Source organism: Acidovorax sp. GW821-FHT11A03 (assembly GCF_058809075.1).
Genome location: NZ_JBXASG010000007.1, coordinates 206,885 through 232,299, shown reverse-complemented (window position 1 = coordinate 232,299; position 25,415 = coordinate 206,885). Strand labels below are relative to the sequence as shown.

The window sequence follows — 25,415 nt, the reverse complement described above, 5'->3', positions numbered from 1 at the left end:
AAATTGATAGCTGCCAGCGCTTATTCAACCAGCGCTAGAGCCCGATGGGGCTGAAACTTCAGTGGCAGGGGCCGTCGGGGCGGCCGGGGCGGGTGCCTTGGATTCCCGGCCATGGAACTGGGGGAAAAATTCCTTCACGCCGCTGCCGTTGAAGTCCCACCCCGTGCACTGGCCCAGGTGGCGCGGCGGCTCGTCGGGGTGGCTGGCGGCAAACACCGCAGGCACCGACTGGAAGGCCGCCGTGGCCAGGTTGAACAGCAGTTCGCGCAGGTGTGTGCAGCTTTCCACGCCGCCCAGGTGCTTCTGAATGGCCTGGCGCCAGCCGCGCGCCATGCTGCAGCCCACCATGCGCTGCAGCGCCGCCTGGGCCTCGGTGCAGCCTTTGAGCGGGTGCGAGTCCATGGACACGTCCACCGCCTGCACCACCAGCTGGCGGTTCACGGTCACGCGCAGCCACATGTGGTGGATGGCCTCACCCGCCAGGCGCGTGCGCGTCGGGTCGCGGTGCGAGGGGGCGTCGTAGGCCTTGCTGTCGTGCAGCTCGCCCTCGATGTCCCACAGGCCATCGTCGCGTTCAAAGCCCTGGTAGTTCACCCGGCGGACATGCTTCAGGGTGCGGGGGGCGGGGGGGCTCAGGGGCATGGAGGAAGAAAAATCGTCGTACAGAAGCAGCCGAGGTTAGCGGGGCCTGCCCGTGCCGTCGTGCGCGGGCGGGACACTGAGAACGTGTTCACGATCTCGCAGGGGATCGCGTTGGAGCGCAATCGGGATGAGTGGATGCTTCGGATGCGCCGCATGGGCTCATGCCCATGCAAGCAGCCGAGGCGCCCAATCGCCCGATTTCGCTCCAACCCTTCGGGCAGTGGTCTTTGCGGGCGGTCTGCGGCGTTGCGGCGCTTGCCAATAGCCGAGCTATTGGCTGTCCACCGCGCCTTGCATCCCATCCCGCAAAAACCACTGCGCGACCCCTGGGAGATCGTGAACACGTTCTAAGGCCTTCAACCGTACTTGATGGCGACGGTCTTCAAGGTGGTGAAGCCGTACAGCGCCTCAAAGCCCTTTTCGCGCCCGTAGCCGCTGGATTTGACGCCGCCAAATGGCAGCTCCACACCGCCCGCAGCGCCGTAGTTGTTGATGAACACCTGCCCGCTGTGCACGCGCTTGGCCATGCGGAACTGGCGCGCACCGTCGCGCGTCCAGATCCCGGCCACCAGGCCGAACTGCGTGGCGTTGGCGAGTTCCACCGCATGGTCCTCGTCCTGGAAGGCCATGGCCGACAGCACGGGGCCGAAGACTTCTTCCTGCGCCAGGCGGTGCTGCACAGGCACATCGCGCAGCAGCGTGGGGGCTTGGTAGTAGCCGGTCTCGGGGGCTTCGTCCACCACCACGCCCTGGGCCACCATGGGGATGCCGGCCACCTGCGCGTCGGACAGGAAGTCCCACACGCGCTGCTGCTGCGTCTGGCGGATCAGCGGGCCCACGTCCAGGTCCATGGCGGCGGGGCCCACGCGCAGCTTTTCAAACGCCTTGCCCAGGCGTTCGAGCAGGGGTTCATAGATCAGCGAGTCGATCAGCACGCGCGAGCCCGCCGAGCAGGTCTGCCCGGCGTTCTGCACGATGGCGTTGATGACCACGGGAATGGCGGCGTCCAGGTCGGCATCGGCAAAGATGATCTGCGGGCTCTTGCCGCCCAGCTCCAGCGTCACGGGGCAGTGGCGCTCGGCGGCCACCTGCTGGATCAGCGTGCCGATCTTGGGGCTGCCGGTGAAGCTGATGTGGTCGATGCCGGGGTGGCGCGCCAGCGCGTCGCCCACCTCGTGGCCGTAGCCGGTGACGATGTTCAGCGCGCCGGAGGGGAAGCCCACCTCGGCCGCCAGCTGCGCCACGCGGATCAGCGACAGGCAGGCGTCCTCGGCGGGCTTGACCACGCAGACGTTGCCCGCCGCCAGGGCGCCGCCCACGCTGCGGCCGAAGATCTGCATGGGGTAGTTCCAGGGGATGACGTGGCCCGTGACGCCGTGGGGCTCGCGCCAGGTGAGCACGCTGTAGCCGTCGGGGTAGGGAATCGTCTCGCCGTGGAACTTGTCGCACGCACCGGCGTAGAACTCGAAGTAGCGCGCCAGCGCAATCGCATCGGCGCGTGCCTGCTTGGTGGGCTTGCCGCAGTCGCGCTGCTCCAGGGCCGTGAGTTCGTCGGCATGCTCCAGGATCTTGGCCGAGAGCTTTTGCAGCAGGCGGCCGCGCTCCACGGGCGCCATCTTCTGCCACACCGCGTGGTAGCACTGGCGCGCCGCATGCACCGCCGCATCGATGTCGTCGGCGTTGCTGCGCTGGATTTCGTCGAAGGTCTGGCCGTCGGACGGGTCGATCACGGGGATCGTGCGGCCCGAGGCGGACGGAACCGAGGCGTTGGCGATGTAGTTCAGTTGCATGGCCGTCATTTTGCCCGGAAATGGAATGTGTGCTTACTATTTGTATGAAAAATGGCTATGGCGCTTGATGGTAAAGCGCTGGTTGCTATATATTTAATAGTAATTCAATAGCAAGTGGCCCGCAGCGCCGCCAGGTCCAAAATCTCCACCTCGCCACGCTGCACGCGCACCAGGTGGCGCGACTCCAGGTCCTTGAGGATCTGGTTGGTGGTCTGGCGCGAGATGGCCAGCATCAGCGACAGCTGCTCCTGCGAGATGCCGATCACGCGGCGCGACTGGCCCTCGGCCGTCCACTGGCCGTAGCCCTCGGCCATCATCACCAGGCGGCGCGCCAGGCGCTGCGGGGCGGGCAGCAGCGCCAGTTCCTCCATGGCCACGAAGGCGGTGCGCAGCTTGTCGGTGAGCAGCAGGGCCAGCGCATGCCAGTGTTGCGGGTGGGCCTGCAGCCAGGCCTGCAGCCGTTCGTGCGGCACCTGCAGCAGCGTGCTGGCCTCGGCGGCATGGGCGTCGTGGGTGCGCGCCGAGCCGTCGAACACCGAGATTTCACCAAACCAGTGCGGCGGCTCCAACCGCGTGAGCAGCGCAGCGCGCGCCTCGTGCGCCCGCCCGCCCGTGCCCGAGATGCTGATGGCCCCGCGCACCACCGCGTACAGCCCGCAGGGCGCGTCGCCGCGCAGGAACAGCACCTCGCCCGGCTGCAACTGGCGCAGGTGGGCCATGGCGATCAGCGGCTGGGCAAAGTCCGGCGGCAGGTGGGCAAACCAGCGGCCGGACTGGAGAACGGGCAGGTAGGCGGCGGGGTCGGTCATGTGGGGAGGGCGGGGCGCGCGCGGGGCGGAAGGAAGGGGCTGAAAGGGAAGGGCTGAAGGGAAGGGGGCTTTTTGTCGTGTGTACGACAGACGTTGCGGCCCCTGCGGGGCGACCATTGATCCTGCTCAAAACAATACCAGGAGACACCCATGAAAACCCTGATCGACCACCTGACCCAGTACGCCGACTACCACCGCGACCCGCGCAACATCCACACCCACTTCGTGGGCGTGCCGATGATCATGTTCGCGGTGGTGGTGCTGCTCTCGCGCCCCGCGTGGGCGGTGGGCGGCCTGCCCCTGACCCCGGCGCTGTTCTGCGCGCTGGCCAGCAGCGTCTTCTACCTGCGGCTCGACCTGCGTTTTGGCCTGGCCATGGCGGCGCTGCTGGCCGCGATGCTGGTGGTGGCGCAGTGGGTGGCGCTGCAGTCCATGGCCGTGTGGCTGGCCACGGGCATCGGCCTGTTCGCCGTGGGCTGGGTGATCCAGTTCGTGGGCCACCATTACGAAGGCCGCAAGCCCGCGTTCGTGGACGACCTCGTGGGCCTGATCGTGGGCCCGCTGTTCGTGGTGGCCGAGTGGGCCTTCGCGCTGGGCCTGCGCAAGGAAGTGCAGGCCGCCATCGAACTGCGCAGCGGACCGGTGCGCCTGCGCACGGGCCAGGCGGCGGCCTAGGGGTACGCCGCTTTTTCCGCCCGCCTCGCTGTCCCTTTTTCCTTCTCTTTCTCTCTCTCCTTGTCGTCCGGTCGCGGCACTCCGCCCACGGCGCCCTTGTGGCGCCGTGGGCATCGCCGTTTCCACCCGCTTTGAACGGAGCACGGCCCTCTGCGGGCCGTGTGTGCACATGAGCTTTGTTTCCATCCTTCCCACCCTGCTGTTCATTGCGCTCGGGCTGGTCATGTTCGGCCTGGGCCTGTCGCTCACGGTGGGCGACTTCAGGCGCCTGCTGCAGCATCCGCGCGCGGTGCTGCTGGCCCTGGTGCTGCAGGTGCTGGTGCTGCCGGCGGCGTGCTACGCCCTCATCGTGCTGCTGGGCGTGGCCCCCGTCTACGCGGTGGGGCTGATGCTGCTGGCGGCATCGCCCGGCGGCGTGTCGGCCAACCTGTTCAGCCATCTGTTCGGCGGCAACGTGGCGATGAACATCTCGCTCACCGCCATCAACACCGTGCTGTCCATCGCGAGCCTGCCGCTCATCACCAACTGGGCCATCGACACCTTTGCCCGCACGGGCCAGGTGGTGCCGCTGCAGTTCGGCAAGGTGGTGGAGGTGATCGTCATCGTGCTGGTGCCCGTGGTGCTGGGCATGGCGGTGCACCAGCGCGCGCCGGCGTTCAGCGCACGCATGGAAAAGCCCATGAAGATCTTCAGCGCCGTGGTGCTGGCGGCGTTCGCGCTCATCGCCATCGCCAAGGAGTGGACGGCGCTCGTGGAGTCCTTCGCGGGCATCGGCCCGGCCGTGCTGCTGTTCAACGCCATCAGCCTCGCATCGGGCTACTACCTCGCACGCGCGGCGGGGCTGGACAAGTCCATGGCCACGGCGATCAGCTTCGAGATCGGCATCCACAATTCCACGCTCGCGATCTTCATCGCGCTGTCGGTGCTCGGCAACTTCCAGCTCGCGCTGCCCGCCGCCATCTACTCGGTCAGCATGTACCTCCTGGCCACGCTGTTCGGCATGCTGGTGCTGCGCCGCCCTGACACGGCGGCCGCGGCCAAGGTGGCGTGAGCGCGATGCGGCCGCTGCTGACGAAGGCGCTGCTGGCCCTGGGGCTGCTGGCGGTGTTCGCGCTGGGCGCGCTGGCCTGGGCGCTGCAGCAGCACCCCTCACTGCAGCCGTACGCGGATCTGCGCTGGAAGGTGCCCGCTGGCGGCGAGGCGCCGCCACCCGTCAAGGTGACCTTCCTGGGCGTTTCCACCGTGCTGCTGGACGACGGCGAGACGGCGCTGATGACGGACGGATTTTTCTCGCGCCCCGGCAAGCTGCAGACCTTCCTGGGCAAGGTGGAGCCCGACATGCAGGCCATCACGCAGGGCCTGCGGCGTGCCGGCCTGCCGGGCGAAACGGGCAGGCTGGCGGCGGTGATCCCCGTGCATTCGCACTACGACCACGCCATGGATGCGCCCGAGGTCGCGCGGCGCATGGGTGCGCTGCTGCTGGGCTCCGAGTCCACGGCCAACGTGGGGCGCGGCTGGGGCCTGGCCGAGGCGCAGATCCGCGTGGCGAAGCTGGGCGAGCCGCAGCGCTTTGGCCGCTTCACGGCGACGCTGTTCGCCAGCCGCCATGCGCCCACCGGCTTCACGGGGGGCGAGGTCACCGCCCCGCTGCACCCGCCGGTGCGTGCCAGCGACTACAAGGAGGGGCAAAGTTATGCCCTGCATGTGGAGCATGGCGGCAGGACGCTGCTCATCGTGGGCAGCGCGGGCTTCGAGCCTGGTGCGCTGCGCGGCGTGCAGGCCGACGTGGTGCTGCAGGGCATCGGCGCGCTGGGGCCCCGGCCCGAGAGCTACCGCGATGCGCTGTGGACCGAGGTGATCGCCGCCGTGGGCGCCCGGCGCGTCATTCCCATCCACTGGGACGACTTCTGGCAGCCTCCGGGCCGGCCCATGCAGCCCATGCCCCCGCCGCTCGATGCCTTCGATGTGTCCATGGCCTACCTGCGCGAGCGGGGCGCGCGCGACGGCGTGGATGTCCGCCTGCCGCTGGAGTGGCAGGCGATGGACGTGTGGGCCGGGCTGCCCGCGCGCCGTTGAGCGGTGAGGGGTGAGGGGGCAGGGCGGCGGGCCCGGCGCGGCGTGGTGCTCAGACGGCTGGCAGGAGCCGGGGGCGGGTCTTGTACAGCAGCGCCGCCGTGGCCACCGCGCACAGCGCCACCAGCGCGCACAGGTGGGGCAGGGCGGCCGACAGCGGCGCGCCCAGCTGGTTGAGCCGCAGCGAGGCCTGCACGCCCGAGGTGCTGGGCAGCAGCCAGCGCAGCCACTGCAGCGGCTCGGGCAGGGCCTCCACGGGCCACGAGAAACCGGCCACGAACGCGATGGGCAGCGTGGTGAACAGCAGTACCTGCAGCGCGCGCTCGCGGTTGCCGAACCACAGCCCCAGCAGCGACCCCAGCGCGGCGATGGCGGGTACGTAGCAGGCCAGGAGCGCCAGCGCGCCCAGCGGGTTGCCGCCGCGCGGGTAGCCGTGCAGCACGAAGATCCAGCCAAAGTAGAACAGCCCGCTGGCCCAGCCCAGCGTGCTCAGCGCCAGCAGGCGGCCCAGCCAGGTGGTGGCGCTGGCGCGGTGCTCGCCGGCCTCCACCCAGGTGCCGGTGAGCAGGGCGGCGCCCATGAGCAGGGTCTGCTGCAGGATCAGCAGCGCCACGGCGGGCACCACGAAGCTGCCATAGCCCTCGATGGGATTGAAGAGCGCCACCATCTGCAGCTGCACCGGCGCGCGGCTGGCCGCGGCCTGCTGCGCGCTCTGGCCGCCGGCCTGCAGCTTGCGGATCTCGACCCCGGCGGACACCGTGCCCACCGCCTCGGCGAAGCCGTACTGCACGGCCTTGTTGAGCAGCGCATAGGCACCGTTGGCCTCGATGCTGACCACCGCGTTCTCGCCGCGCACCACGCTGCGCTTGAGGTTGGCGGGGATCAGCGCATAGCCTTCGATCTCGCCGCGCCACAGGGCCTCCTGCGCCTCGCGCTCGCTGCCCGTGACTAGGCGCACCTCGATGCGCGGGTCGGCGTCGGCAAAGCGCGTGATCTGGCGCGACAGGCTGCTGTGGTCCATGTCCACCACCGCCACGGGCACGCGGGTGAGCACCTCGTCGGCATAGAACCAGGGGTAGAAGAAACCGTAGAGCACGGGCGCGCCGATCAGCAGCAGCAGCACGCCCTTGTCGCGCGCCATGGTGGCCAGCGCCAGCAGCCAGGCGTGCAGCAGGCCCCGGGGGGCGGGGTTCGTGTGGACGTGCATGTCAGCGGCCTCCCCAACTGGCGGGCTGGCCCGCGGCAAGGCTCAGCCCCATGGCGGCCACGAGCCAGAGCACGCCGGTGGCGATGAGCAGCGCCGCCATGGTGGACACGCTGGTGGCCAGCGGCGCGCCCATCTGCAACTGCTCGATCTGCAGCCGGATGTAGTGCGTGAACGGCATGGCCTCGGCCCAGGCGCGCGCGCTGGCGGGCATGCCCGCCAGGGGAAACGCCACGCCGCTGAACGCGAACGCCGGCGCCGCGAAGAACCCCGCGCCCGACAGCGCGGTGCGCAGCGAGCGCGTGAGGGCCGCCAGGGCCGCGCCCGCCGCCACCGACACGGCCATCAGCAGCGCCAGCGCGGCGGCCACCCAGGGCAGGCTGCCCGGCGGGTGCCAGCCCCGGCCCCAGGTGATGCCCGCCAGCGCCAGCAGGCCCACCAGCGTGAGGGTGGTCCAGGGCAGCACGAGCTTGCCCAGCAAGGCGCCTGCGACAGGGACGAAACGGCCTGTGCCCAGCCACTCGCCCAGGCTGCGGTCGCGCAGCTCGCGGCCCACCGTCCAGGCTCCGGCCGTCATGGCCAGGATGTGCAGCAGCGCGGGGATCAGCGCCGCGCCCAGGAACTGCTCGTAGTTGCTCGACACGTTGAACAGCGCCACCAGCTGCGTGTGGATGGGCTCCATGCTCACGCGCACGGCCTGCGCGCTTTCGCCGCGCTTGTTGCGCGCGGCCATCTCGATGCCCGCCGACAGCGTGCCCACGGCGGCGCGCACGTCGCGCTGCAGCAGGCCCGAATGCGTGCCCATCTGCGCGTTGTGCAGCAGCGTGACCTGGGCTGCGCGGCCTTCCTTCACGGTGCGCGCGAAGTCGCGCGGGATGGTGACGACGGCATAGACCTCGAGGGCGCGCAGCGCGCGCTCCGCCTCGGCCGTGTTGGCGTGGTTCTGCGCGATGCGCACGCCCGGCGTGGCGTCGAGCATGCGCACCAGCTGGCGCGACAGGCTGGAGTGGTCCTCATCGACCACCCCCACGGGCAGGTGGCGCGCCAGGCCGGCCGAGAAGATCCACCACAGCAGCGCCACGGCCAGCAGCGGCACCCAGGTGACCATGGCCAGGTCCCAGGGGTCGGCCGCCAGGCGGCGGGCCTCGCGGCGAAAGCTGTTTACTATTGAATTCATAGCTGCTGGCGCTTATGTATCAAGCGCTGAAGGCAATTTTTACGTCGATGATCCATTGCGCTTCACGACCATCGCAGGGCATGGAAGACGCGCGGCCCAGCCAGGGCAGCCGGACAAGGGCCGCCCCGCGGCGAGGGCTGCGTTCCCCTGCCCGCAACGCACAGCGTTGCGAGAGCCGGGGGGAAGCGCCGCAGGCGCTCAGGGGGTGTCGGTACATTTCACTGCACCAGCACCGTCATGCCGGGGCGCGCGCCCTCGATGGGCGCGGCGGGGCGGGCGCGCACCTCGAAGGTGCGGGCGTCGAAGCCCTGGCCCGCGCGCGTGGCGCGCCAGGTGGCGAAGTCGGGCAGGGCGCCGGTGTGGTAGACCTTGAACTTCACCGCCTTGTTGCCCAGGGCCGGCAGCGTGGCGTCGAACTCGCTGCCGATGGCAAAGCGCTGCAGGCGGTCCTCGCGCACGTTCAGCACCACCCACTGGTCCTTGAGGTCCACCACGGTGACCACGGCCACGCCCTGGGGAGAGAGTTCGCCGGTGCGGGCCAGCACCTTGGCCACTTCGCCCGCCACGGGGCTCTTGAGTTCGGTCTCGGCCTGGGCGGCCTCGACCTCGGCCACCACGCCCGCGACCTGGCGCGCCTGGGCGCTGGCGGCCGAGCGGTCTTCGGTGCGGGCGCCGGCGCGGGCCAGGTCGTACTGGGCCCTGGCGGCCAGCGCCTGGTCGCGCGATGCCTTGAAGTTGGCCTCGGCCTCGTCACGCTTTTGCGCGGCCACCAGGCCCTCGCGGGCCAGGCCGTCCACGCGCTTGAAGGAGGACTCGGCCAGGTCGGCGGCGGCCACGGCGCGCTGCCAGTTCAGCCGGGCCATTTCGATTTCCTGCGGGCGGGCGCCGTGCTGGGCCTTGTCGGCCACGGCCTGGGCGGCCTCCTGCGCGGCGGTGGCCTGGGCCAGCTTGGCCTTGACCTCGGGGCTGTCCATGCGGATCAGCGGCGCGCCCACGGCGATCTGGTCGCCTTCCTTCACCAGGATCTGCGCGATGCGCGCGGTCACCTTGGGAGCGATGTCGGCCTCCTGGGCCTCCATCTGGCCCTGGAAAAGCTCGGGTGCGGGCTGCGAGGCCTTCCACAGGCCAAAGCCCACGAAACCGGCCACGGCCACGACGGCCACGGTGCCGATCACGGCGGCCTTCTTGCTGTTGTTCTTGCTGTTGCTCATGTCATTCGCCTTCGTTCGTTTCGCCTTCGTTCATTCCAGCCGCACTGCATCGGCGCGCGCCATGTAGTTGCCAAAGTCTTCCGACAGGCCGCAGCTCTCCAGCAGGTCGGCCAGGGCCTTCACGTAGTCGTGCGCCGCCTGGGCGCGTTCAGTCTGGGCCTTGGCCTGGTTCACCTGCGCGTCGATCAGGTCCAGCGTGGTGCTGGTGCCGGCCTTCAGGCCCGCGGCGCGCAGGCGCAGCACCTCGTCGGCCAGTTCCAGGCTGGGGGCCATGGCCAGGAACTGGCGGCGGGCCTGCTCCACGCCCAGCCAGCGCTTTTCCACCAGCAGGGCGATGTCGTTCTGCGCCTGCGCGCCGGTGCGCTCGGCCTGCTCGATCTGGCGGTTGGACGACTCGGCCAGCGCATTGCGGTCGATCGAATCCCACAGCGTCCAGCGCACGCCCACGCCCGCCACCCAGTCGGCCTCCTTGCCGGTCTTGAGCTGGCGCTGGCCGAAGGCGAACACCTGGGGCTTGCGCAGTGCCTCCTGCGCGGCGTGCAGCTGCGTGGCCTGCTCCTTCTTGGCGGCCACCTTGGACAGGCCCGGGTGGCGCGCGAGCGCGGTGTCGATGAACTGCGGCAGGGGCTCGAGCGGCCCGTTCAGCACGAACAGCGGGCTGGTGGGCGTCACGCGTTCGCTGGCCTTGAGCGTGCGGGTGAGGGCGGTGGCGGCCAGCTCGGCGTCGTCGCGCGCCTTGCGGGCGTTGCGGCGGGCCTCTTCCAGGGCGGAGCGGGCCTGCAGGCGCTCCACGCGGGCGATCACGCCGGCGTCCAGCATCTTCTGCGCGGCCGCGTCGTGCTGCTCGATGGTGGCCAGGGCCGCCTCGCGCAGCGCGGCCGCCCGCTCGGCCAGCTGGGTGCCGAAGTAGCGCTGCACCAGCAGCGTGGTCGCTTCATGGCCCGTCCTGGCGGCGTCGGCCTCGGCCTCGTGGGTCTGCGCATCGAGCAGGCCGCGCGCCGCCTGGCTGGCGCCCCCCATGTAGATCGGCCAGACGGCCGAGACGGAGCTGGTGGTGTCGCTCTTGTGGCGGTTGAGCGTGTAGCTCGACGGCAGGTGTGGCAGCTGCGCCAGTGGGGCCGCCAGCTGTGGCGGCAGCTGCGACAGCACGCCGGGCAGCACGCGGTTGAGCGGGTTCAGGTCCACATCCAGGTTGGCGTTGTAGGCATAGGCCGCTCCGGTCAGGTTGACCACCGGGCCGCCCAGGCGCTGCATCGCATCGCGGCGCAGCCGTGCGCTCTCGATGGCGCTTTTCGAGGCGGCAAGCTGGTCGGAACGCTGGCCGAGCTGCTGCAGCGCGGCGTCGAACGCCATGGGTTGCGCATGTGCGGCCCCGGCGGCAAGCGCGAGGGGGACGGTGGCGATCAGGCACAGCAAAGCTTCGCCTGCCCGGCTCTTGCGCCGGTGCGTTCTGTTGGATGTCATGTTTCAGCTCGTCGTGGTCAGCGCCTGCCCCGGTGGCCGGGGGCAGGCCGCGCGGTGCAGGGCAGGTGGTTGGTTTGTAGCAGCACGGGGCTTGCGGGTCAAAGGGGCGGTGCGCGGTGGTCCGTTGCCGGCATCAGCGCGCGCCCACGGGGGTGAAGGCGTCGCTGTGTTCGGCCAGCCAGCGCGCGGACAGGTCGCTGCCGTGCTGGCCGGGATGGAAGTCGCGCCGCAGGTATTCGCGCCAGGGCCGCCACGTCTCGCGCACGAGGCCGCCCTTGCCAAGCAGCGTGCGGGCGGCGCTGGCCCAGGTGCTCCACTTCCACAGCGTGCCGTGGCGGCGCAGGTTGCCCAGGGTCTGGCGCAGCACATCGCCCAGGAACACCAGGGTGATGCGGCGAAACCAGGTGATGCGCCATTCGTGGTTGCCGCCCAGGGCCTGGTATAGGTCGAAGGCCGTGTTCCGGTGCTCCGATTCTTCGGCGCAGTGCCATTGCCACATCGTGGCCAGGCGCGGCTCGGCGCCGGCGAGCGTTTCGGGGTGCGCCAGCAGCCATTCGGCCAGCAGGGCGGTGAAGTGCTCGTTGGCGGCGGTCACGGCCAGCGGGTGGCGCGGATCGGCATGGGCGAAAAGCTTCATGCGCTCCTGCGCGCGGGGAGCCCATTCGTTGACCAGGCCCTGCTTTTCCAGGTGGCCGTTGAACAGCGCGTGGATGCGGCGGTGCGTGGCCTCCTGGCCGATGAAGCCGCGCACTTCGTCCGCGAACCGCGCATGCTGTTCGGGCGGCAGGGCCTTGTGGCCGTCCTTCACGGCGTCGATGAAGAACTGCTCGCCCACCGGAAAGCTCATCGACAGCGCATTGAAGAAGGCCGAGCGAAACGCGTCGCCGCCGCACCAGTGGCGCGCAAACGGCGTTTCAAGATCGATCAGCAGGCGGCGGACAACAAGTTCGGTCATGGAAAACACTCCTTGGGAAGGCCGGGGAACAGGGTTGGTACTGGTGGGTACCAATGATCTGGATCATGCCTGCCGGGTGTGGTACTGTCAAGTACCCGCTGTGATTCCTGCCCCCATCCGCATGCCGACCCCTGACGCCGCCCCCTCCGCCCCGGCCCCCGAGCCCCGCGCCCGCCTGCTCGAGGGCATGGCCCGCGCGGTGGCCTCCAAAGGCTATGCCGACACCACCATCGCCGACATCGTGCGCGAGGCCAGCGTGTCGCGCCGCACGTTCTACGAGAATTTCGCCGACAAGGCCGAGTGCCTGATCGCTCTGTACGAGGTGGCCAGCGGTAATGCGATCGCGGTGCTGCGCGCGGCGATCGACCCGCACAGCGACTGGCAGGCGCAGGTGGAGCAGGCGATGGGTGCGTACTTCGGCGTGCTCACGCGCAACCCGGTGCTGCTGCGCACGCTGTTCATCGAGATCCTGGGCCTGGGCGCCCCGGGCCTGGGAGCGCGGCGGCGCGCCAACCAGCAACTGGCCGACCTGATGCTGGACGTGGTGAACAACCGCCCGGGCGAGCGCCTGCGCAAGACGCCGCTGCAGCCCACCATGGCCATGGCGGTCGTGGGCGGCATCAACGAGATGGTCCTGCAGGCGATCGAGCAGGAGCGGGCGGGCCAGTTGCAGGAGCTGGTGGAGCCCGCCGCAGCATTGCTGCGGGCCGCGATTTCGGCGGAATTCTGAGCGTGTTGCCGGCACGGGTGCCGCAGCCCGCGCCGCGAGCCGGTCACACCTCGTTGGCAATCTCGATCAGGTTTTCGTCCGGGTCGTAGATATAGACCGAGCGCAGCCTGTGGCGTGCGCCCGTTGCACCCACCGGGCCTTGCACGATGGCGACGCCTTCGGCCTGCAGGTGCGCGATGACATCGTCAAGCGGCATCCTGGTGAGAAAACACAGGTCGCCCGAGCCCGCAGTGGCATGGCGCACATTGGGGTCCACCACCGTGCCTACTTCGTGCAGGTTGATCTTTTGCGCGCCGAAGTGCAGCGCGTACCGCCGGGGCTTGAACTCCCGCGCGATCATGCCCAGCACGCGCTCATAAAACGCAATGGTCTTGTCGATGCTGGCAACGGTGAGGACGACGTGGTCGATTGATTCCAGAGCGATGGGCATGGCGTGCGGCGGTGTGGTCAAGCAGGCGGGTGATTGTGCTCCAGTGTCGCGGGCTGCAGCCACCGCTTGTTGGCCGCAAACACTGCCGTCAGCGCCAGCCCGGCCAGCAGCGCCATGAACCAGTGCGGGGGCGATAGCGGCGCAAACTTGAAAGCGCTGGCCAGCCCCGGCACGGTGGTGATCGCGGTCAGCGCCGCCAGCGTGCCCCCCGACACCCACAGGCTGACGGGGGTGAGGCCCGCCCACAGGCTGCGCCAACCCAAGATGCCGGGGGTGTCGCTGCTGCGGCTGGGCAGGATGAGCGCTGCGTTCGCAGCCACCAGCACCACGAATGCGGCCGTGCTGGCAGTGGCGGCATGTGCCGGCTGGCCCAGGAGCCAGGCATACAGGCCCACCACGGCGGCGGTCACCACGCTGCCTTGCAACATGCTCAGCAGGAAGTGGCGTGCCGAGAGCATGGGCTCGCCAGCCCCGCGCGGCGGCTGCTGCATGAGATCGGCAGCGCCTTCCTCGGCCTCGAACACGATCGAGCAGGCCGGGTCGATGACCAGTTCCAGAAACGCGATGTGCAGCGGCGCCAGCACCAGGGGCAGCCCGAGCAGCACCGGCAGCAGCGCCAGGCCAATGATGGGCACGTGCACCGCCAGCGTGTAGACCATGGCCTGGCGCAGGTTGGCAAAGGTCAGCCGCCCCCGATGAATCGCCAACACGATGGCTGCGAAATCGTCGTGCAGCAGCACCAGGGCTGCGGCCTCGCGCGCCACGTCGGTGCCGCGCTGTCCCATGGCGATGCCGATGTGGGCGGCCTTGAGGGCCGGGGCGTCGTTCACACCGTCGCCCGTCATGGCCACCACCTCGCCCTGGGCCTTGAGGGCTTCGACCAGCGCCAGTTTCTGGTGCGGCTTGATGCGGGCAAACACACTGACCTGCCGTACCTTGTCGGCCAGTACCTGTGGCGGCATCTGGGCCAGCTCATCGCCGGTGACCACGCTCTCATGGGCAATGCCCGCCTGGGCCGCAATGGCGCGGGCGGTGCGAGGGTGGTCGCCGGTGATCATCACCACGCGGATACCCGCCTGGCGGCATTGCGCGACGGCCTGGGGCACCTCGGGACGCAGCGGGTCGGCCAGGGCCACCAGGCCCAGCCACTCAAAGTCAAAGTCGTGCTGAATGTCAGGCCAGGTGTCCTGTGCGCGGTGCCGGGCCTTGGCCACGCCCAGTACCCGCAGGCCCCGGTCGGCCAGGCGGGCGGCCTGGGCGCTGACGGCGGCGCGTTCGGCATCGGGCAGGTGGCAGAGGTCCGCCACGGCTTCGGGCGCGCCCTTGGTGGCCACGGTGTCGTGCGCCGAGGTGCCGTCGCGCCACAGGTGGCTCATGGCCAGCAGCCGGGGCGACAGCTCGTATTCGCGCGCCAGCGACCATGTGGGGTGCAAATGATCAGTGCCCAGCAGATGGTCGCCCGCCATGCGGTGAAAGGCCTGCTCCATCGGATCGTGCGGTTCGATCTCGCTGGCCAGCACGGCGTATTCCAGCAGTTCGTGGAAAGCCTCCGGCAGCGCCGTGCCGCCTGCTGCTGCGCGCAGGTTCTGTACATCCAGCTCTTGGCCGGCGATGCACAGCGCCGCCACGGCCATGCGGTTTTGCGTGAGGGTGCCGGTTTTGTCCACGCACAGCACGGTGGTCTGCCCCAGCGTCTCGATAGCGTTGAGCCGCCGCGTCAGCACCTGCTGTGCCGCCAGCCGCCGCGCGGCCAGGGCGAGGAAGACGATCATGATCACGGGCAGCTCTTGCGGCAGGATGCCCATGGCCAGCGTGATACCCGCCAGCACGGCCTGCAGCGCGTCGCCGCGCAGCGCCCAGAACAGGGCCACCAGCAGCGCGCACAGCGACAGCCCGATGAGCACCAGCTTGTGCGTGAGTCGCGCCATTTCCTCGCGCAGCGGCGAGGCCTGCAGCGCAATGGTGTCGAGCGACTGGCCAATGCGCCCCAGCTCGGTGTGGCGCCCCACGGCCGTGACCCGAACCAGGCCCTGGCCGCCGACCACCAGCGTGCCCGCAAACACCTTGTCGGCAGTTTGCTTGGCCACGGGCTCGGATTCACCGGTCAGCATCGATTCGTTGGTGGCCAGCTCGTGGGCCTGCAGCAGCAGGCCGTCGGCGGGGATGCGGTCGCCTTCGGCAATCATCAGCAGGTCTTCGCGCACCACATCGCGGCCCGCAATGCGCACCAGGGTGCCGCCGCGCAGCGCCTGCGCGCGGGGGCTGGAGAGGTCGCGCAGGGCGCTCAGCGCGTTGTCGGTGCGGCGCTCCTGCAGCACCGTGATCGCCATGATGATGACCACAAAGCCCAGCAGGATCATCGCCTCGTGCGCGTCGCCCATGGCGAGGTAGATGGCGCCTGCGCCCAGCAGCAGCAGGAACATGGGCTCGGTGACCACCTCCCGGGCCATGTCGCGCAGCGTGCGGCGCTGGCTGATGCCCAGTTCGTTGGGGCCTTCTTCACGCAGGCGTTGGGCGGCCAGGGCCGGGTCGAGGCCGGTGGGGGAGTCTGGGGTGGGCATGGGGGCGTGGGGCAGCGTTGTACAGAGGGCTGCAACGGTGCAACTGTTATACCGCGCGCAGGTGTCTGCGTCCCTGACGCAGCGCAGTGCGCCGCACCCGATCTGCCTTCATCACACCTCGCACATCACAAAGTCCGCTTTGCCGACATGGCACTCGGGGCAGCGCCAGTCCTCAGGCACGTCGGCCCAGCAGGTGCCGGGCGCCAACCCGTCTTCGGGCCTGCCAGCGGCTTCGTCATGGATCCACCCGCAGACGACGCACATGTAGATTTTCATGGGATGGTTTCCTTCAGTGATGGTTGCCGTGGCTCAGTCGTCCTCGTGGTGCTGCTGGCGCTGGGCCGATGTGCTGCCGGCGGTCCAGCCGCTGGGTGACTGCTGCCATTGCCAGGCGCCGAAGGCCAGGGCTGCGATCAGCAGCAGGGCGGCCAGCCAGGCACGGTTCTTGGGGACCAGGTCTGGCCCCTTGCCCTCCACCCGACCGGTCAGCATGGGCATTGCCTGGTTCTTGCGCCGCAGGACGCTCAAGCCTGCAATCAGTGCGATGTGAGCCAGCACCACCAAGAGCAAGGCGTTTCCAACAAACTCATGCACTTCTTCCATCCAGTCGCCACCCAGCGCTTCGCCCCAGTCGTTGTACGTGGCATAGCCGCTGAGCGTGAGGGGCACGACCAGCGCCAGCAGCAAGACGATGGCCAGCGCCATCAGCAGGTTCTGGCCCTGGCGCCAGTTGATCCCTGCGATCGACGTGGCCTGGGGCAGGGTGCGCAGCCATGCCGGGGCCCCCGCCAGCTTGCGCCACAGCAGGCCCAGGCCCGATGTGCGTGGCCCGAAGATGCCGTACAGCAAGCGAAAGCCCAGCAGGCCCGCCATGGTGTAGCCCAGCGTGACGTGCAGCAGCCGCCAGTGTTCACCGTCGGCCGTGGCGTAGGCCCCCGCAAAGCACAGTGCGAACAGCCAGTGGAACATGCGCGTGGGCGCATCGGTCACCCGGCGGCCGGAGGCCTTGGCAGGGGCTGGCTGCGCCGTGGTGCTGGCAGGGTGAAGGGACGGGGTGTTGTTCATCGTGTTCTCCTGGTGGGGACGCCGAAGGTTTCTGTCCGTGGCGGTCAGTCGTTCCATGCGCGGCGCGATCGGGGATCGAGCCCCGCCGGCATGCGCAGGTTGTGTTCATCAAACCGCCCCTGGTCCGCGCCCGTGTGGCAGGCCGCGCAGTTGGCGGCGCTTTTCACGCTGGCGAGCTTCCAGGTGGCGGAGGCAATCCTTCGGTGCTTGCGTTCAAACCACGTCGAGCGGGTGATGCGGTCCTCCGTGGGCTCCTCGTTCACGCGCTTGTAGGTACCTGCGTGGGCCTGCAGCCACTGGTTGAGCTGGCGCACGGCGGCCGCGTCCAGCGATGCGTCGGTGCCGTAGTGTTTGTCGAGGCCCGTCATCACGCGGTTCCACGATGCGGCGGGCAGCAGACCGGGTGGGTAGGCGGTGTGGCAGGCCGCGCATTCCTGCGTGTAGGCGGCGGGCACGTTGCGGGGCATGGCTCTCCCGCCTTCCGCACGGGCGCTGGAGAGCGACAGCAGCGTCAGCGCGCACACGGCGGCGGCCCTGGCCGCCGGGCGGAGGGGAACAGATTTTTTCATGATGCGATGGCCTCAGGGCTTGAGAGCGTTGAGGTAGGCCAGCACATCGGCCTTCTCGATCGCTGTGCATTCGCGGCTCAGCACGTCGTTGCAGTTGCGGCGAAACCACTTGTCGATCTTGGCCGTGTCGGTGAAGGCCCTGGGGTTGAAGGCGGGGGCCAGGGGTGCGATCGACTTGCCGGTGCTGGCATGTTTGCCCTGCGTGGTGGGTGGCGTGCCGTGGCACGAGGCGCAAGACCACTCGCCGCCATGTCGGGTGGTGAAGAACACCTTGCCCTTGTCGGCGTGGCCCGGGCTGCCAGCCTGTGCGCTCCAGTGCGCGAGCTGCCGGGCGGCGGTGGTGTCTGCGGCGTGGCTGATGTTGGTGGCCGCCATTGCGCAGAGCGCAGTCAGTGCCAGGGTGCGGAGGGCGGGCATTGTGTTGTCCTTGTGGGTTGTTTCGTGTGCAGCCATTGTTGAAATGGCTGCCTGAACGGGGCGTGAAAGGGCTGTTCATCGGCCGTTCAGACACCGCACAGGACAATGCACCCATGGTTTCCATCCCCTACCGCGCCTTCACAAGCTGCCGGGTTGCGCGCCTGGACGTGGCGGCGTGTGTGCTGTGGGCCGCTGCGCTGGCTACGCCACACGCTCTGGCCAGCGGCAAGGAAGACCACGACCGCGCCCGGCAGGCCGTGCAGGCGGGCCAGGTGCTGCCGTTGCCCGTGGTGCTGGAGCGTCTGCAGCGCGAAGTGCCCGGCCAGGTGCTGGAAGTGGAGCTGGAGCAGGAGCAGGATCGCTGGATTTACGAGATCAAGCTGCTCACCCCTGCGGGGCGGTTGACCAAGGTCAAGCTGGATGCGCGCACGACCGAGGTATTGCGCATCAAATCGCGCGACGATCAACGCACCGGCCGAGAGCATCGGCAAGAGCGGCCTCGCAATTAGCCATCCATGCGCATCCTCCTGGTAGAAGACGACACGCTGCTGCGCGCCCAGCTGCGCACGGCGCTGCACGGCGCTGGCTACACCGTGGACGAAGCCGACAACGGGCGCGACGCGCAGTTTCTGGGCGACACCGAGGCGGTGGATGCCGTGGTGCTGGACCTGGGCCTGCCGGTGGTGGACGGGCTCACGGTGCTCAAGCGCTGGCGGGCCGAGGGGCGCAACATGCCGGTGCTGATCCTCACCGCGCGGGACAACTGGCACGAAAAGGTGGCGGGTATCGACGCCGGTGCCGATGACTACCTGACCAAACCATTTCACCAGGAAGAACTGCTGGCGCGCCTGCGCGCACTCATCCGCCGCGCCAGCGGGCTGGCGTCGGCGGTGCTGCAGTGTGGCGACTGGTCGCTGGACACCCGCAGTGGCCGTGTGACCTGCGCGGGCCAGCCCGTGGCGCTGACGGCGCATGAGTACAAGGTGCTCGCCTACCTCATGCACCGGCCCGGCGTGCTGGTATCGCGCGCCGAGCTGACCGAACACATCTACGCACAGGACTTTGACCGGGACTCCAACACCATCGAAGTCTTTGTCGGGCGCTTGCGAAAAAAGCTGCATTCGCTGTCGGTCCACGCTGCCCGTATCGAGACGGTGCGTGGCATGGGCTACCGCCTGGTGCCGCCATGAGCTGGAGCGGTCTGCACTGGTCGCGCTCCCTGCGGTTTCGGCTGCTGGCCGTGACGGTGGCGGGGGTGGCGGTGGCCGTGGTGCTGGCTGGCGTGGTGCTCAGCGGGCTGTTCCGCGAGCATGTGCAGCGCCAGTTCGAGGCGGCCCTCCTGCAGCAGCTGGACCAGGTCACGGCGCGCCTGGAGTTTGATGCCCAGGGCCGGCCGGCGATCGCTGCGCAGGCGCTGTCGGACCCGCGCTGGCTCAAACCCTATTCCGGCCTGTACTGGCAGGTGGACGCCATGGCCCCCGATGGACACGGCCGTGCCGGGGTGCTGCGTTCGCGCTCGTTGTGGGACACCAGCCTGGCCTTGCAGGTGGATGCGCTGACCGATGGCGCCGTGCATGTGCATGAAGTGGCTGGCCCGCAGGGCGCGCCGTTGCTGGTGCTGGAGCGCTCGGTGCGTGCCGAGGGCGCGGAAACGGCGCGCTGGCGCCTGATCGTGGCGGCCGATCTGCAGGCCACGCAGGCGGCCACCGCGCGCTTCACGCGCGTGCTGGCGCTGTCGCTGGCTGCGCTGCTGGTGCTGCTGGCAGCGGCCGCCTGGGCCCAGGTGGCGGTGGGGCTCAAGCCCTTGCGGGCGCTGCAGCGGGGTTTGCTGGATGTGCAGCAGGCGCGGGCCACCCAGCTGCAGGGCGCATTCCCTGTCGAGGTGCAGCCGCTGGTAGATGACTTCAACGCCGTTCTGGGCCGCAACGCCGAGGTGGTGGAACGCGCGCGCACCCAGGCGGGCAATCTGGCGCACGCCTTGAAAACACCGCTGACCGTGCTGGAGAACGCGGCGCGCGCTCCACCATCCGATGATGGGGGCGCGCTGGCGGCGCTGGTGCACGACCAGGTGCGGGTCGCGCGGCGCCACATCGACTGGCACCTGGCACGGTCACGCTTGGCCGCATCGGCGCGCCTGCCCGGCCAGCGCACGGCGCTGGAGCCGGTGGTGGGCGGACTGGTGCGCGTCATGAACAAGGTGCATGCCGGGAGGGGCCTGGACATCAGGGTAGCGCTGCCCGATGCTCCGCTGTTCTTTGCAGGCGAGGCGCAGGATCTGCAGGAAATGCTGGGCAACCTGTTGGACAACGCCTGCAAATGGGCGCAGTCCACCGTGCGGCTGCAGGCGCAGGCCCTCGGCGGGCGGCAGCCACAGGTTGTGGTCAGTGTCGAGGATGACGGCCCCGGCATCGGTGCCGCGCAGCGTGCGCAGGCTGTGGAACGTGGCGTGCGGCTGGACGAGACGGTGCCAGGCACGGGGCTGGGCCTTGCCATCGTGCAGGACCTGGCGGCCATCTACGGCGGGCGGCTGGATCTGGAGCCGGCCGACCTGGGCGGCCTGCGGGTGGTGCTTGCGTTGCCCGCCGCGCGGGAGGCTGTGTAAAAAGGCCTGCTGGAGCGGCACCGGCGTAAAAAAGCCCGCCGAAGCGGGCTAAGGCCCTGACAAATCCCCTCGATCTCTCGAATGTCGCAAAGCCTTGGACTGGACGTGGAGAGCCTATCACCCGCCGTGGCGTTTGACCATCAGGGGAACGATAGGCCGTGCCACGATATTTGGGACCTTGGGCGGCCGGACGGCGCGGCTCGCCGCGCGGTGGCAGGCAAGAAAGCCCTCAGCGCGTGTGAAATATGCGTTGGCTGCTCTTGATTCAGGAGCGGATCAGAGCCTGCTCTCCACGCTGTTGCGCATGGCGATCTGTGCCACGGCATCCAGCGCGCCGTCCACCACGGTCTGCTGGGAGAGCACGTGCAGGGCGCCTTGCTGGATGAGCCGGTCCACCAGCCGCAGGGTCATCGACTGGGTGTGGCCGGAGGCGCTGGTGAAAAGGAAGAAGGTTCCGTTCGAGCCGATCCACGACAGCTGGGTCCGCTCCCACTTGCCTGCGACCAGCAGGTTCACCCAGCTGCCGATGGCCAGCGGGGGGATGCCCGGCGCCTCGCCCGCCTCGGGCGCCGGCACGGGCTCCGGCCTCTCGGACTCGGGAGACTGCGAGGATTCCATGAAGCCCGACTCCCTGGCTTCGGAGGGCGCGACCCAGGGCTCTTCGTCCTCGAGGGGGGCGGGCTGCGCTGGCGCCGCCGCCTTCGCCTCGGCGGGCGGTGCGCAGGGCGCGGGCGGCGCAGCGGCCGGCCTCGGCGTGGGCTTGAAGGCCTGCTGGTGCAGCTGCATCAGCAGCGTGAAGACGACCTCGGTCCGGTCCGGGGGGTAGTCGATGGACGCCAGCCCCTCGCGCAGCTTGGCCAGCAGCTTGGGAAGCAGGCGCGCGAGCTGGCCCGTGTTCATGCGCGTCAGCTCGGGCTGCGCGCTCCAGATGAGCGCGTCCACCACTTCCTGGTAGCGGCCCGGGTCGGTGCTGCCGGTCTTGTCGGCCAGGCGCGCCTCGGCCATGACCTTGGCCCAGGGGCCGAGCAGGAAGCGGGAGATGGCGTCGGGAACCTTGCCGATGTCGGGCAGCAGCCAGATGTCTCGCGATATCTTGGCCGCCAGGAGGTGGCGCTGCTCCGCGTGCTGCAGCGCCTCGATGGCGCGCAAGCGCTCCTGCTTGCCCGCCTGCTCCTTCTGCTCCCATTTGGCGTGCAGCTGCTGCAGCACCTGCTCGAAATCGTGGGGGCCCTCGATGGTGGCCGTGGCCAGCGGGCCCGCAATGTTCATGAGCGACCGCATGAAGCTCTGGAAACCGGGCGCCTCGGTGCTGTTGAAGGCGAGGCTGCGGTCGGTGATGTCCTGCAGCAGGCGGCGCGCGGAATGTTCCTTGTGGCTGAAGAAACGGGGGTCGGCCAGCGCCAGCTGCATCAGCGCGGGCTCCAGCGCCCGCACGAACTGCTGCACGGGCCACAGCAGCCGGCTGTCGCGCGCGATGTTGTCCACCATCAGCGCGACCACCTCCATGCTCAGGGCCTGACCGAGCCCGCTGGCGTGCCGGCGCGGCGTGGCCGCGGAGCTCGCTCCCTCGCCGCCGCCTGCCGGAGGGCGCTGGTTTCCCAGGCGCTCCATCATGTGGCCGACCTGGTTCATCTCCTGCAGTGCCTCGAAGGCGGCGGGCACGGTGATGGCGAAATCCGTGGGGGGTGGATCGAGCGCCGGAAGCTGATCGGGGTTCTCGAACTCGCGCGCGAACCGCTCGGCGAAGTTCTCCTGGGGCGCAGGCCCGTGCTCCGGTACCGGGGCGGGCTTGTCGCTGAGTTCGCCCAGCAGGAGCCGGCGCAGGCGGTCGAGCGTGAGCAGCGGGTCAGCAGCCCCCCCCGAGGCGGACAGGTCGGTGTCGGCGGCGAAGCCGGGGGACGCGCCGCCCTCGGCCGGCGCGACATAGACGACCTGGCCGTCGGCCTGCCGCATGGCGTAGCCCACGGGCTGCACGCCGCTTTGCCGCAGCTGCGCGGTCTGGGCGAGGTACAGCCCGCGCAGCTCTGTACCCAGCGCCTGCGCCAGGTGCCCCATCCAGTCGTGCCGCACCTGGTCCGTGACCTGCATCTGCGACACCACGGCCTGCAGCGCCTGCAGGAAGACCTCGGGGCGCAGGGGGTTCTGGTCGGGCAGCACTTTCGGCAGCCCCTGCGCCGCGCACACCAGGGCGTCCAGGTCGGCCAGCGGCCCCTCGACGGCGGAGATCAGGATCTGGCGGGCACGGGCACGCTCGACGCTTTCGCTGATCTGCGACTCGTCCATCAGTTCGAGTTCATCGAAATGGACGGTGAACAGGGAGCGCGAGGATTTTTCATCCTTGCGGGTGGTTTCCTGGTCGAGCGCCTTGCGCAGCGCGTCGGGATAGCGCTCGCTCATCACGAAGGCCAGCCGCGAGAGCTGCTGCCGTGCTTCCAGCATGGCATGGTGCTCGCCGGGGGTGCGGGCGGTGTCCAGGCGCGCCTGCAGGGACATGCGCGCGGCCTCGGCGACGCGCTCCATCAGGTGCCTGGACTCCGCCACCACGCCGTGCACGATGCGCTGGTACGGCGTGGCGTGGCTGTCGGAGGGGGCAGGGGCGGACGATGCGGTGTGTTTCAAGGCCATCTTCTCTGAAGAGATACCGGTAGCCATCATGGTACGCGGCAAAAAGGGGCCGAAGCCCCTGGTTGCCCTCTATTCCAGGCGGGTCAGGCCTGGTGACTGCCTGGCGCGGGCGACCTACCCGCCGTGGAACTTGACCACCAGCGGCACGATCAGCAGCGCCACGATGTTGATGATCTTGATCAGCGGGTTGATGGCCGGGCCGGCGGTGTCCTTGTAGGGGTCGCCCACGGTATCGCCGGTCACGGCGGCCTTGTGGGCCTCGCTGCCCTTGCCGCCGTGGTGGCCGTCCTCGATGTATTTCTTGGCATTGTCCCAGGCGCCACCGCCGGTGCACATGCTGATGGCCACGAACAGGCCGGTGACGATGGTGCCCATGAGCAAGCCGCCCAGCGCCTTGGGCCCCAGCAGCAGGCCCACCACGATGGGCACGACCACGGGCAGCAGGCTGGGGATCACCATCTCCTTGATGGCGGCGGTGGTCAGCATGTCCACGGCCTTGCCGTACTCGGGCTTGCCTGTGCCGTCCATGATGCCGGGGATGGTGTTGAACTGGCGGCGCACCTCCACCACCACGGCGCCGGCCGCGCGGCCCACGGCCTCCATGGCCATGGCGCCGAACAGGTAGGGGATCAGGCCGCCGATGAACAGGCCCACGATGACCAGCGGGTCGGACAGGTCGAACGTGATGGCGCGGCCGTAGCTCTCCAGCTTGTGCGTGTAGTCGGCGAACAGCACCAGCGCGGCCAGGCCGGCCGAGCCGATCGCATAGCCCTTGGTCACGGCCTTGGTGGTGTTGCCCACGGCGTCCAGCGGGTCGGTGATGTCGCGCACGCTGCTGGGCAGCTCTGCCATCTCGGCGATGCCGCCGGCGTTGTCGGTGATGGGGCCGTAGGCGTCCAGCGCCACCACGATGCCCGCCATGGACAGCATGGACATGGCCGCCACCGCAATGCCGTACAGGCCCGCGAGCTGGTAGGCCGAGAGGATGGCCAGGCACACGAAGATCACCGGCCAGGCGGTGGATCGCATCGACACGCCCAGGCCCGCGATGATGTTGGTGCCGTGCCCGGTGGTCGAGGCCTGCGCGATGTGCTGCACGGGCGAATACTGCGTGCCGGTGTAGAACTCGGTGATCCAGACCAGCGCAGCCGTCAGCGCCAGCCCGGTGAAGCACGCGCCAAACAGGCGCATCTGGCTGCCGCTGGCCATGATGGCGTTGTCCGGCATGATCCACATCGTGACGAAGTAGAAGGCGATGAGCGACAGCACGCCCGCGATCGCCAGGCCCTTGTACAGCGCGGGCATCACGTTCTTCATGCCGGGCGAGGCCTTGACGAAGAAGCAGCCGATGATGGACGCCACGATGGACACGGCGCCCAGCGCCAGCGGGTACACCACGGCATTGACCGGAGCCGCCGCCACCAGCAGCGCGCCCAGCACCATGGTGGCGATCAGCGTCACCGCATAGGTCTCGAACAGGTCGGCCGCCATGCCGGCGCAGTCGCCCACGTTGTCGCCCACGTTGTCGGCGATCACGGCGGGGTTGCGCGGGTCGTCTTCAGGGATGCCGGCCTCCACCTTGCCCACCAAGTCGGCGCCCACGTCGGCGCCCTTGGTGAAGATGCCGCCACCGAGCCGCGCGAAGATCGAGATCAGCGACGAGCCGAACGCAAAGCCGATCAGCGGGTTGAGCAGATTGGCCAGGTTGGCCGTGGGCGTGAGGTTGCCGTTGCCCGCCAGGAACCAGTAAAAGCCCGTGACGCCCAGCAGCCCCAGCCCCACCACCAGCATGCCGGTGATGGCGCCGCCACGGAACGCCACGTCCAGCGCCGGGCCGATGCCGTGCGTGGCGGCCTGCGCCGTGCGCACGTTGGCGCGCACCGACACGTTCATGCCGATGAAGCCGCAGGCGCCCGAGAGCACCGCGCCCACCACGAAGCCCACGGCCGTGGTGCCGTCCAGAAAGATGCCGATGAGAACCGCCAGCACCACGCCGACGATGGCGATGGTCTTGTACTGGCGGGCGAGGTAGGCGGCGGCGCCGGCCTGGATGGCGGCGGCGATCTCCTGCATGCGGGCGTTGCCGGGGTCCTTGGCCAGGATCCATCCCCGGGCCCAGATGCCATAGGCCACCGCAATCAATCCGCAAACCAGAGCCAGTATCAGAGGGGCAGTCAGCGCTGTATTTCCAGCCATTCGTCACTCCTTGAAATATTCAGTTGCACGGAAGGAAACATCACAACGCGGGACGGTGGTGCTTCCGTTGCGTTGCTTCCTCGTGCTCCCTGGGCATTTCGCGGCAGGAGTCGATTGGCCAACGGGCCCAATTTACAGGCAAACGCCGGTTTGCAAGCGGGCAGAAAGGGGCGTGCGCCTAAAATCAGGGTTAATCCCGACGCTTCATTGCGCTGCGTCA

The 25,415-nt window shown here is 69.3% G+C and carries 23 protein-coding genes; 7 read left to right on the top strand and 16 right to left on the bottom strand.

The window, feature by feature from the left end; genetic code table 11:
• Window positions 1-24: 24 nt before the first annotated feature.
• The 3 genes from AC1RVY_RS18930 to AC1RVY_RS18920 all read right to left on the bottom strand — a co-directional run bounded on the left by AC1RVY_RS18930 (window position 25) and on the right by AC1RVY_RS18920 (window position 3,241).
• Window positions 25-642 (bottom strand): DUF2889 domain-containing protein, encoded by a 618-nt coding sequence (locus AC1RVY_RS18930; protein ID WP_218341621.1) that lies wholly within the window; start codon window positions 640-642, stop codon window positions 25-27.
• A 356-nt stretch (window positions 643-998) separates the two neighbouring features.
• Entirely contained in the window at window positions 999-2,432 is a 1,434-nt protein-coding gene (locus AC1RVY_RS18925) for an aldehyde dehydrogenase family protein (protein ID WP_218297629.1), read from the bottom strand.
• Window positions 2,433-2,536: 104 nt separating this feature from the next.
• Entirely contained in the window at window positions 2,537-3,241 is a 705-nt protein-coding gene (locus AC1RVY_RS18920) for a Crp/Fnr family transcriptional regulator (protein WP_492245465.1), read from the bottom strand.
• Window positions 3,242-3,391: 150 nt separating this feature from the next.
• On the opposite strand from AC1RVY_RS18920, the gene AC1RVY_RS18915 reads away from it, so the two are divergent.
• From AC1RVY_RS18915 to AC1RVY_RS18905, 3 genes are all read left to right on the top strand, one after another.
• A complete protein-coding gene (locus AC1RVY_RS18915; RefSeq protein WP_492807695.1) occupies window positions 3,392-3,916 on the top strand; it encodes an Mpo1 family 2-hydroxy fatty acid dioxygenase in 525 nt (174 codons plus the stop codon).
• 169 nt (window positions 3,917-4,085) lie between these two features.
• Window positions 4,086-4,967, top strand: coding sequence for a bile acid:sodium symporter family protein (locus tag AC1RVY_RS18910; RefSeq protein ID WP_492807694.1), 882 nt, complete (start codon window positions 4,086-4,088; stop codon window positions 4,965-4,967).
• Window positions 4,968-4,972: 5 nt separating this feature from the next.
• Window positions 4,973-5,992: an MBL fold metallo-hydrolase gene (locus AC1RVY_RS18905; RefSeq protein ID WP_255594920.1), complete on the top strand. Its 1,020-nt coding sequence runs from the start codon at window positions 4,973-4,975 to the stop codon at window positions 5,990-5,992.
• A gap of 49 nt (window positions 5,993-6,041) precedes the next feature.
• Here AC1RVY_RS18905 and AC1RVY_RS18900 read toward each other — a convergent pair whose 3' ends face one another.
• The 5 genes from AC1RVY_RS18900 to AC1RVY_RS18880 all read right to left on the bottom strand — a co-directional run bounded on the left by AC1RVY_RS18900 (window position 6,042) and on the right by AC1RVY_RS18880 (window position 12,000).
• Window positions 6,042-7,196 carry an ABC transporter permease gene (locus tag AC1RVY_RS18900; protein WP_492807692.1) on the bottom strand — a complete coding sequence of 385 codons (1,155 nt, stop codon included), beginning with the start codon at window positions 7,194-7,196 and terminating at the stop codon, window positions 6,042-6,044.
• Between the two features lies 1 nt (window position 7,197).
• On the bottom strand, window positions 7,198-8,370 hold the full coding sequence (locus AC1RVY_RS18895) for an ABC transporter permease (protein ID WP_492807690.1): 1,173 nt from the start codon (window positions 8,368-8,370) through the stop codon (window positions 7,198-7,200).
• Between the two features lie 218 nt (window positions 8,371-8,588).
• Window positions 8,589-9,581 (bottom strand): HlyD family secretion protein, encoded by a 993-nt coding sequence (locus AC1RVY_RS18890; RefSeq protein WP_492245470.1) that lies wholly within the window; start codon window positions 9,579-9,581, stop codon window positions 8,589-8,591.
• 30 nt (window positions 9,582-9,611) lie between these two features.
• A complete protein-coding gene (locus AC1RVY_RS18885) occupies window positions 9,612-11,045 on the bottom strand; it encodes a TolC family protein (RefSeq protein WP_218297621.1) in 1,434 nt (477 codons plus the stop codon).
• A gap of 133 nt (window positions 11,046-11,178) precedes the next feature.
• On the bottom strand, window positions 11,179-12,000 hold the full coding sequence (locus AC1RVY_RS18880; protein WP_492807688.1) for a metal-dependent hydrolase: 822 nt from the start codon (window positions 11,998-12,000) through the stop codon (window positions 11,179-11,181).
• Window positions 12,001-12,121: 121 nt separating this feature from the next.
• On the opposite strand from AC1RVY_RS18880, the gene AC1RVY_RS18875 reads away from it, so the two are divergent.
• A complete protein-coding gene (locus tag AC1RVY_RS18875) occupies window positions 12,122-12,730 on the top strand; it encodes a TetR/AcrR family transcriptional regulator (protein WP_218297619.1) in 609 nt (202 codons plus the stop codon).
• 43 nt (window positions 12,731-12,773) lie between these two features.
• Here the strand turns inward: AC1RVY_RS18875 and AC1RVY_RS18870 are convergent, their stop codons facing one another.
• From AC1RVY_RS18870 to AC1RVY_RS18845, 6 genes are all read right to left on the bottom strand, one after another.
• Window positions 12,774-13,160: a VOC family protein gene (locus tag AC1RVY_RS18870; RefSeq protein WP_218297618.1), complete on the bottom strand. Its 387-nt coding sequence runs from the start codon at window positions 13,158-13,160 to the stop codon at window positions 12,774-12,776.
• 17 nt (window positions 13,161-13,177) lie between these two features.
• The gene (locus AC1RVY_RS18865) at window positions 13,178-15,721 is read right to left on the bottom strand and encodes a cation-translocating P-type ATPase (protein ID WP_492807686.1); all 2,544 of its coding nucleotides are present in this window, start codon (window positions 15,719-15,721) and stop codon (window positions 13,178-13,180) included.
• A 111-nt stretch (window positions 15,722-15,832) separates the two neighbouring features.
• A complete protein-coding gene (locus tag AC1RVY_RS18860; RefSeq protein WP_218297616.1) occupies window positions 15,833-15,997 on the bottom strand; it encodes a rubredoxin in 165 nt (54 codons plus the stop codon).
• Between the two features lie 33 nt (window positions 15,998-16,030).
• Window positions 16,031-16,786 carry a cytochrome b/b6 domain-containing protein gene (locus tag AC1RVY_RS18855; protein ID WP_218297615.1) on the bottom strand — a complete coding sequence of 252 codons (756 nt, stop codon included), beginning with the start codon at window positions 16,784-16,786 and terminating at the stop codon, window positions 16,031-16,033.
• Window positions 16,787-16,830: 44 nt separating this feature from the next.
• On the bottom strand, window positions 16,831-17,355 hold the full coding sequence (locus AC1RVY_RS18850; protein ID WP_218297614.1) for a diheme cytochrome c: 525 nt from the start codon (window positions 17,353-17,355) through the stop codon (window positions 16,831-16,833).
• 12 nt (window positions 17,356-17,367) lie between these two features.
• Window positions 17,368-17,772: a DUF1924 domain-containing protein gene (locus AC1RVY_RS18845; RefSeq protein ID WP_218297613.1), complete on the bottom strand. Its 405-nt coding sequence runs from the start codon at window positions 17,770-17,772 to the stop codon at window positions 17,368-17,370.
• Window positions 17,773-17,885: 113 nt separating this feature from the next.
• Here AC1RVY_RS18845 and AC1RVY_RS18840 point away from each other — a divergent pair, with 113 nt between their 5' ends.
• The 3 genes from AC1RVY_RS18840 to AC1RVY_RS18830 are packed head-to-tail and all read left to right on the top strand — an operon-like array spanning window position 17,886 to window position 20,374.
• A complete protein-coding gene (locus AC1RVY_RS18840) occupies window positions 17,886-18,281 on the top strand; it encodes a PepSY domain-containing protein (RefSeq protein WP_218297612.1) in 396 nt (131 codons plus the stop codon).
• A gap of 6 nt (window positions 18,282-18,287) precedes the next feature.
• A complete protein-coding gene (locus tag AC1RVY_RS18835; protein WP_218297611.1) occupies window positions 18,288-18,962 on the top strand; it encodes a response regulator in 675 nt (224 codons plus the stop codon).
• Window positions 18,959-20,374 carry a sensor histidine kinase gene (locus AC1RVY_RS18830; RefSeq protein WP_492807684.1) on the top strand — a complete coding sequence of 472 codons (1,416 nt, stop codon included), beginning with the start codon at window positions 18,959-18,961 and terminating at the stop codon, window positions 20,372-20,374. Before AC1RVY_RS18835 ends, AC1RVY_RS18830 begins: the two co-directional genes overlap by 4 nt.
• Window positions 20,375-20,650: 276 nt before the next feature.
• On the opposite strand, the gene AC1RVY_RS18825 is transcribed toward AC1RVY_RS18830, so the two are convergent.
• Window positions 20,651-22,999: a DUF1631 family protein gene (locus AC1RVY_RS18825; RefSeq protein ID WP_492807682.1), complete on the bottom strand. Its 2,349-nt coding sequence runs from the start codon at window positions 22,997-22,999 to the stop codon at window positions 20,651-20,653.
• Window positions 23,000-23,113: 114 nt separating this feature from the next.
• Window positions 23,114-25,195: a sodium-translocating pyrophosphatase gene (locus tag AC1RVY_RS18820; RefSeq protein WP_369642757.1), complete on the bottom strand. Its 2,082-nt coding sequence runs from the start codon at window positions 25,193-25,195 to the stop codon at window positions 23,114-23,116.
• Window positions 25,196-25,415: the final 220 nt, after the last annotated feature.

Coding starts and splice junctions, on each gene's coding strand:
- AC1RVY_RS18930 (WP_218341621.1), bottom strand. CDS start 642: ATGCCCCTGAGCCCCCCCGCCCCCCGCACCCTGAAGCATGTCCGCCGG.
- AC1RVY_RS18890 (WP_492245470.1), bottom strand. CDS start 9,581: ATGAGCAACAGCAAGAACAACAGCAAGAAGGCCGCCGTGATCGGCACC.
- AC1RVY_RS18920 (WP_492245465.1), bottom strand. CDS start 3,241: ATGACCGACCCCGCCGCCTACCTGCCCGTTCTCCAGTCCGGCCGCTGG.
- AC1RVY_RS18905 (WP_255594920.1), top strand. CDS start 4,973: ATGCGGCCGCTGCTGACGAAGGCGCTGCTGGCCCTGGGGCTGCTGGCG.
- AC1RVY_RS18840 (WP_218297612.1), top strand. CDS start 17,886: ATGGTTTCCATCCCCTACCGCGCCTTCACAAGCTGCCGGGTTGCGCGC.
- AC1RVY_RS18855 (WP_218297615.1), bottom strand. CDS start 16,786: ATGAACAACACCCCGTCCCTTCACCCTGCCAGCACCACGGCGCAGCCA.
- AC1RVY_RS18915 (WP_492807695.1), top strand. CDS start 3,392: ATGAAAACCCTGATCGACCACCTGACCCAGTACGCCGACTACCACCGC.
- AC1RVY_RS18870 (WP_218297618.1), bottom strand. CDS start 13,160: ATGCCCATCGCTCTGGAATCAATCGACCACGTCGTCCTCACCGTTGCC.
- AC1RVY_RS18880 (WP_492807688.1), bottom strand. CDS start 12,000: ATGACCGAACTTGTTGTCCGCCGCCTGCTGATCGATCTTGAAACGCCG.
- AC1RVY_RS18835 (WP_218297611.1), top strand. CDS start 18,288: ATGCGCATCCTCCTGGTAGAAGACGACACGCTGCTGCGCGCCCAGCTG.
- AC1RVY_RS18845 (WP_218297613.1), bottom strand. CDS start 17,772: ATGCCCGCCCTCCGCACCCTGGCACTGACTGCGCTCTGCGCAATGGCG.
- AC1RVY_RS18850 (WP_218297614.1), bottom strand. CDS start 17,355: ATGAAAAAATCTGTTCCCCTCCGCCCGGCGGCCAGGGCCGCCGCCGTG.
- AC1RVY_RS18860 (WP_218297616.1), bottom strand. CDS start 15,997: ATGAAAATCTACATGTGCGTCGTCTGCGGGTGGATCCATGACGAAGCC.
- AC1RVY_RS18820 (WP_369642757.1), bottom strand. CDS start 25,195: ATGGCTGGAAATACAGCGCTGACTGCCCCTCTGATACTGGCTCTGGTT.
- AC1RVY_RS18875 (WP_218297619.1), top strand. CDS start 12,122: ATGCCGACCCCTGACGCCGCCCCCTCCGCCCCGGCCCCCGAGCCCCGC.
- AC1RVY_RS18830 (WP_492807684.1), top strand. CDS start 18,959: ATGAGCTGGAGCGGTCTGCACTGGTCGCGCTCCCTGCGGTTTCGGCTG.
- AC1RVY_RS18895 (WP_492807690.1), bottom strand. CDS start 8,370: ATGAATTCAATAGTAAACAGCTTTCGCCGCGAGGCCCGCCGCCTGGCG.
- AC1RVY_RS18865 (WP_492807686.1), bottom strand. CDS start 15,721: ATGCCCACCCCAGACTCCCCCACCGGCCTCGACCCGGCCCTGGCCGCC.
- AC1RVY_RS18910 (WP_492807694.1), top strand. CDS start 4,086: ATGAGCTTTGTTTCCATCCTTCCCACCCTGCTGTTCATTGCGCTCGGG.
- AC1RVY_RS18900 (WP_492807692.1), bottom strand. CDS start 7,196: ATGCACGTCCACACGAACCCCGCCCCCCGGGGCCTGCTGCACGCCTGG.
- AC1RVY_RS18885 (WP_218297621.1), bottom strand. CDS start 11,045: ATGACATCCAACAGAACGCACCGGCGCAAGAGCCGGGCAGGCGAAGCT.
- AC1RVY_RS18925 (WP_218297629.1), bottom strand. CDS start 2,432: ATGCAACTGAACTACATCGCCAACGCCTCGGTTCCGTCCGCCTCGGGC.
- AC1RVY_RS18825 (WP_492807682.1), bottom strand. CDS start 22,999: ATGGCCTTGAAACACACCGCATCGTCCGCCCCTGCCCCCTCCGACAGC.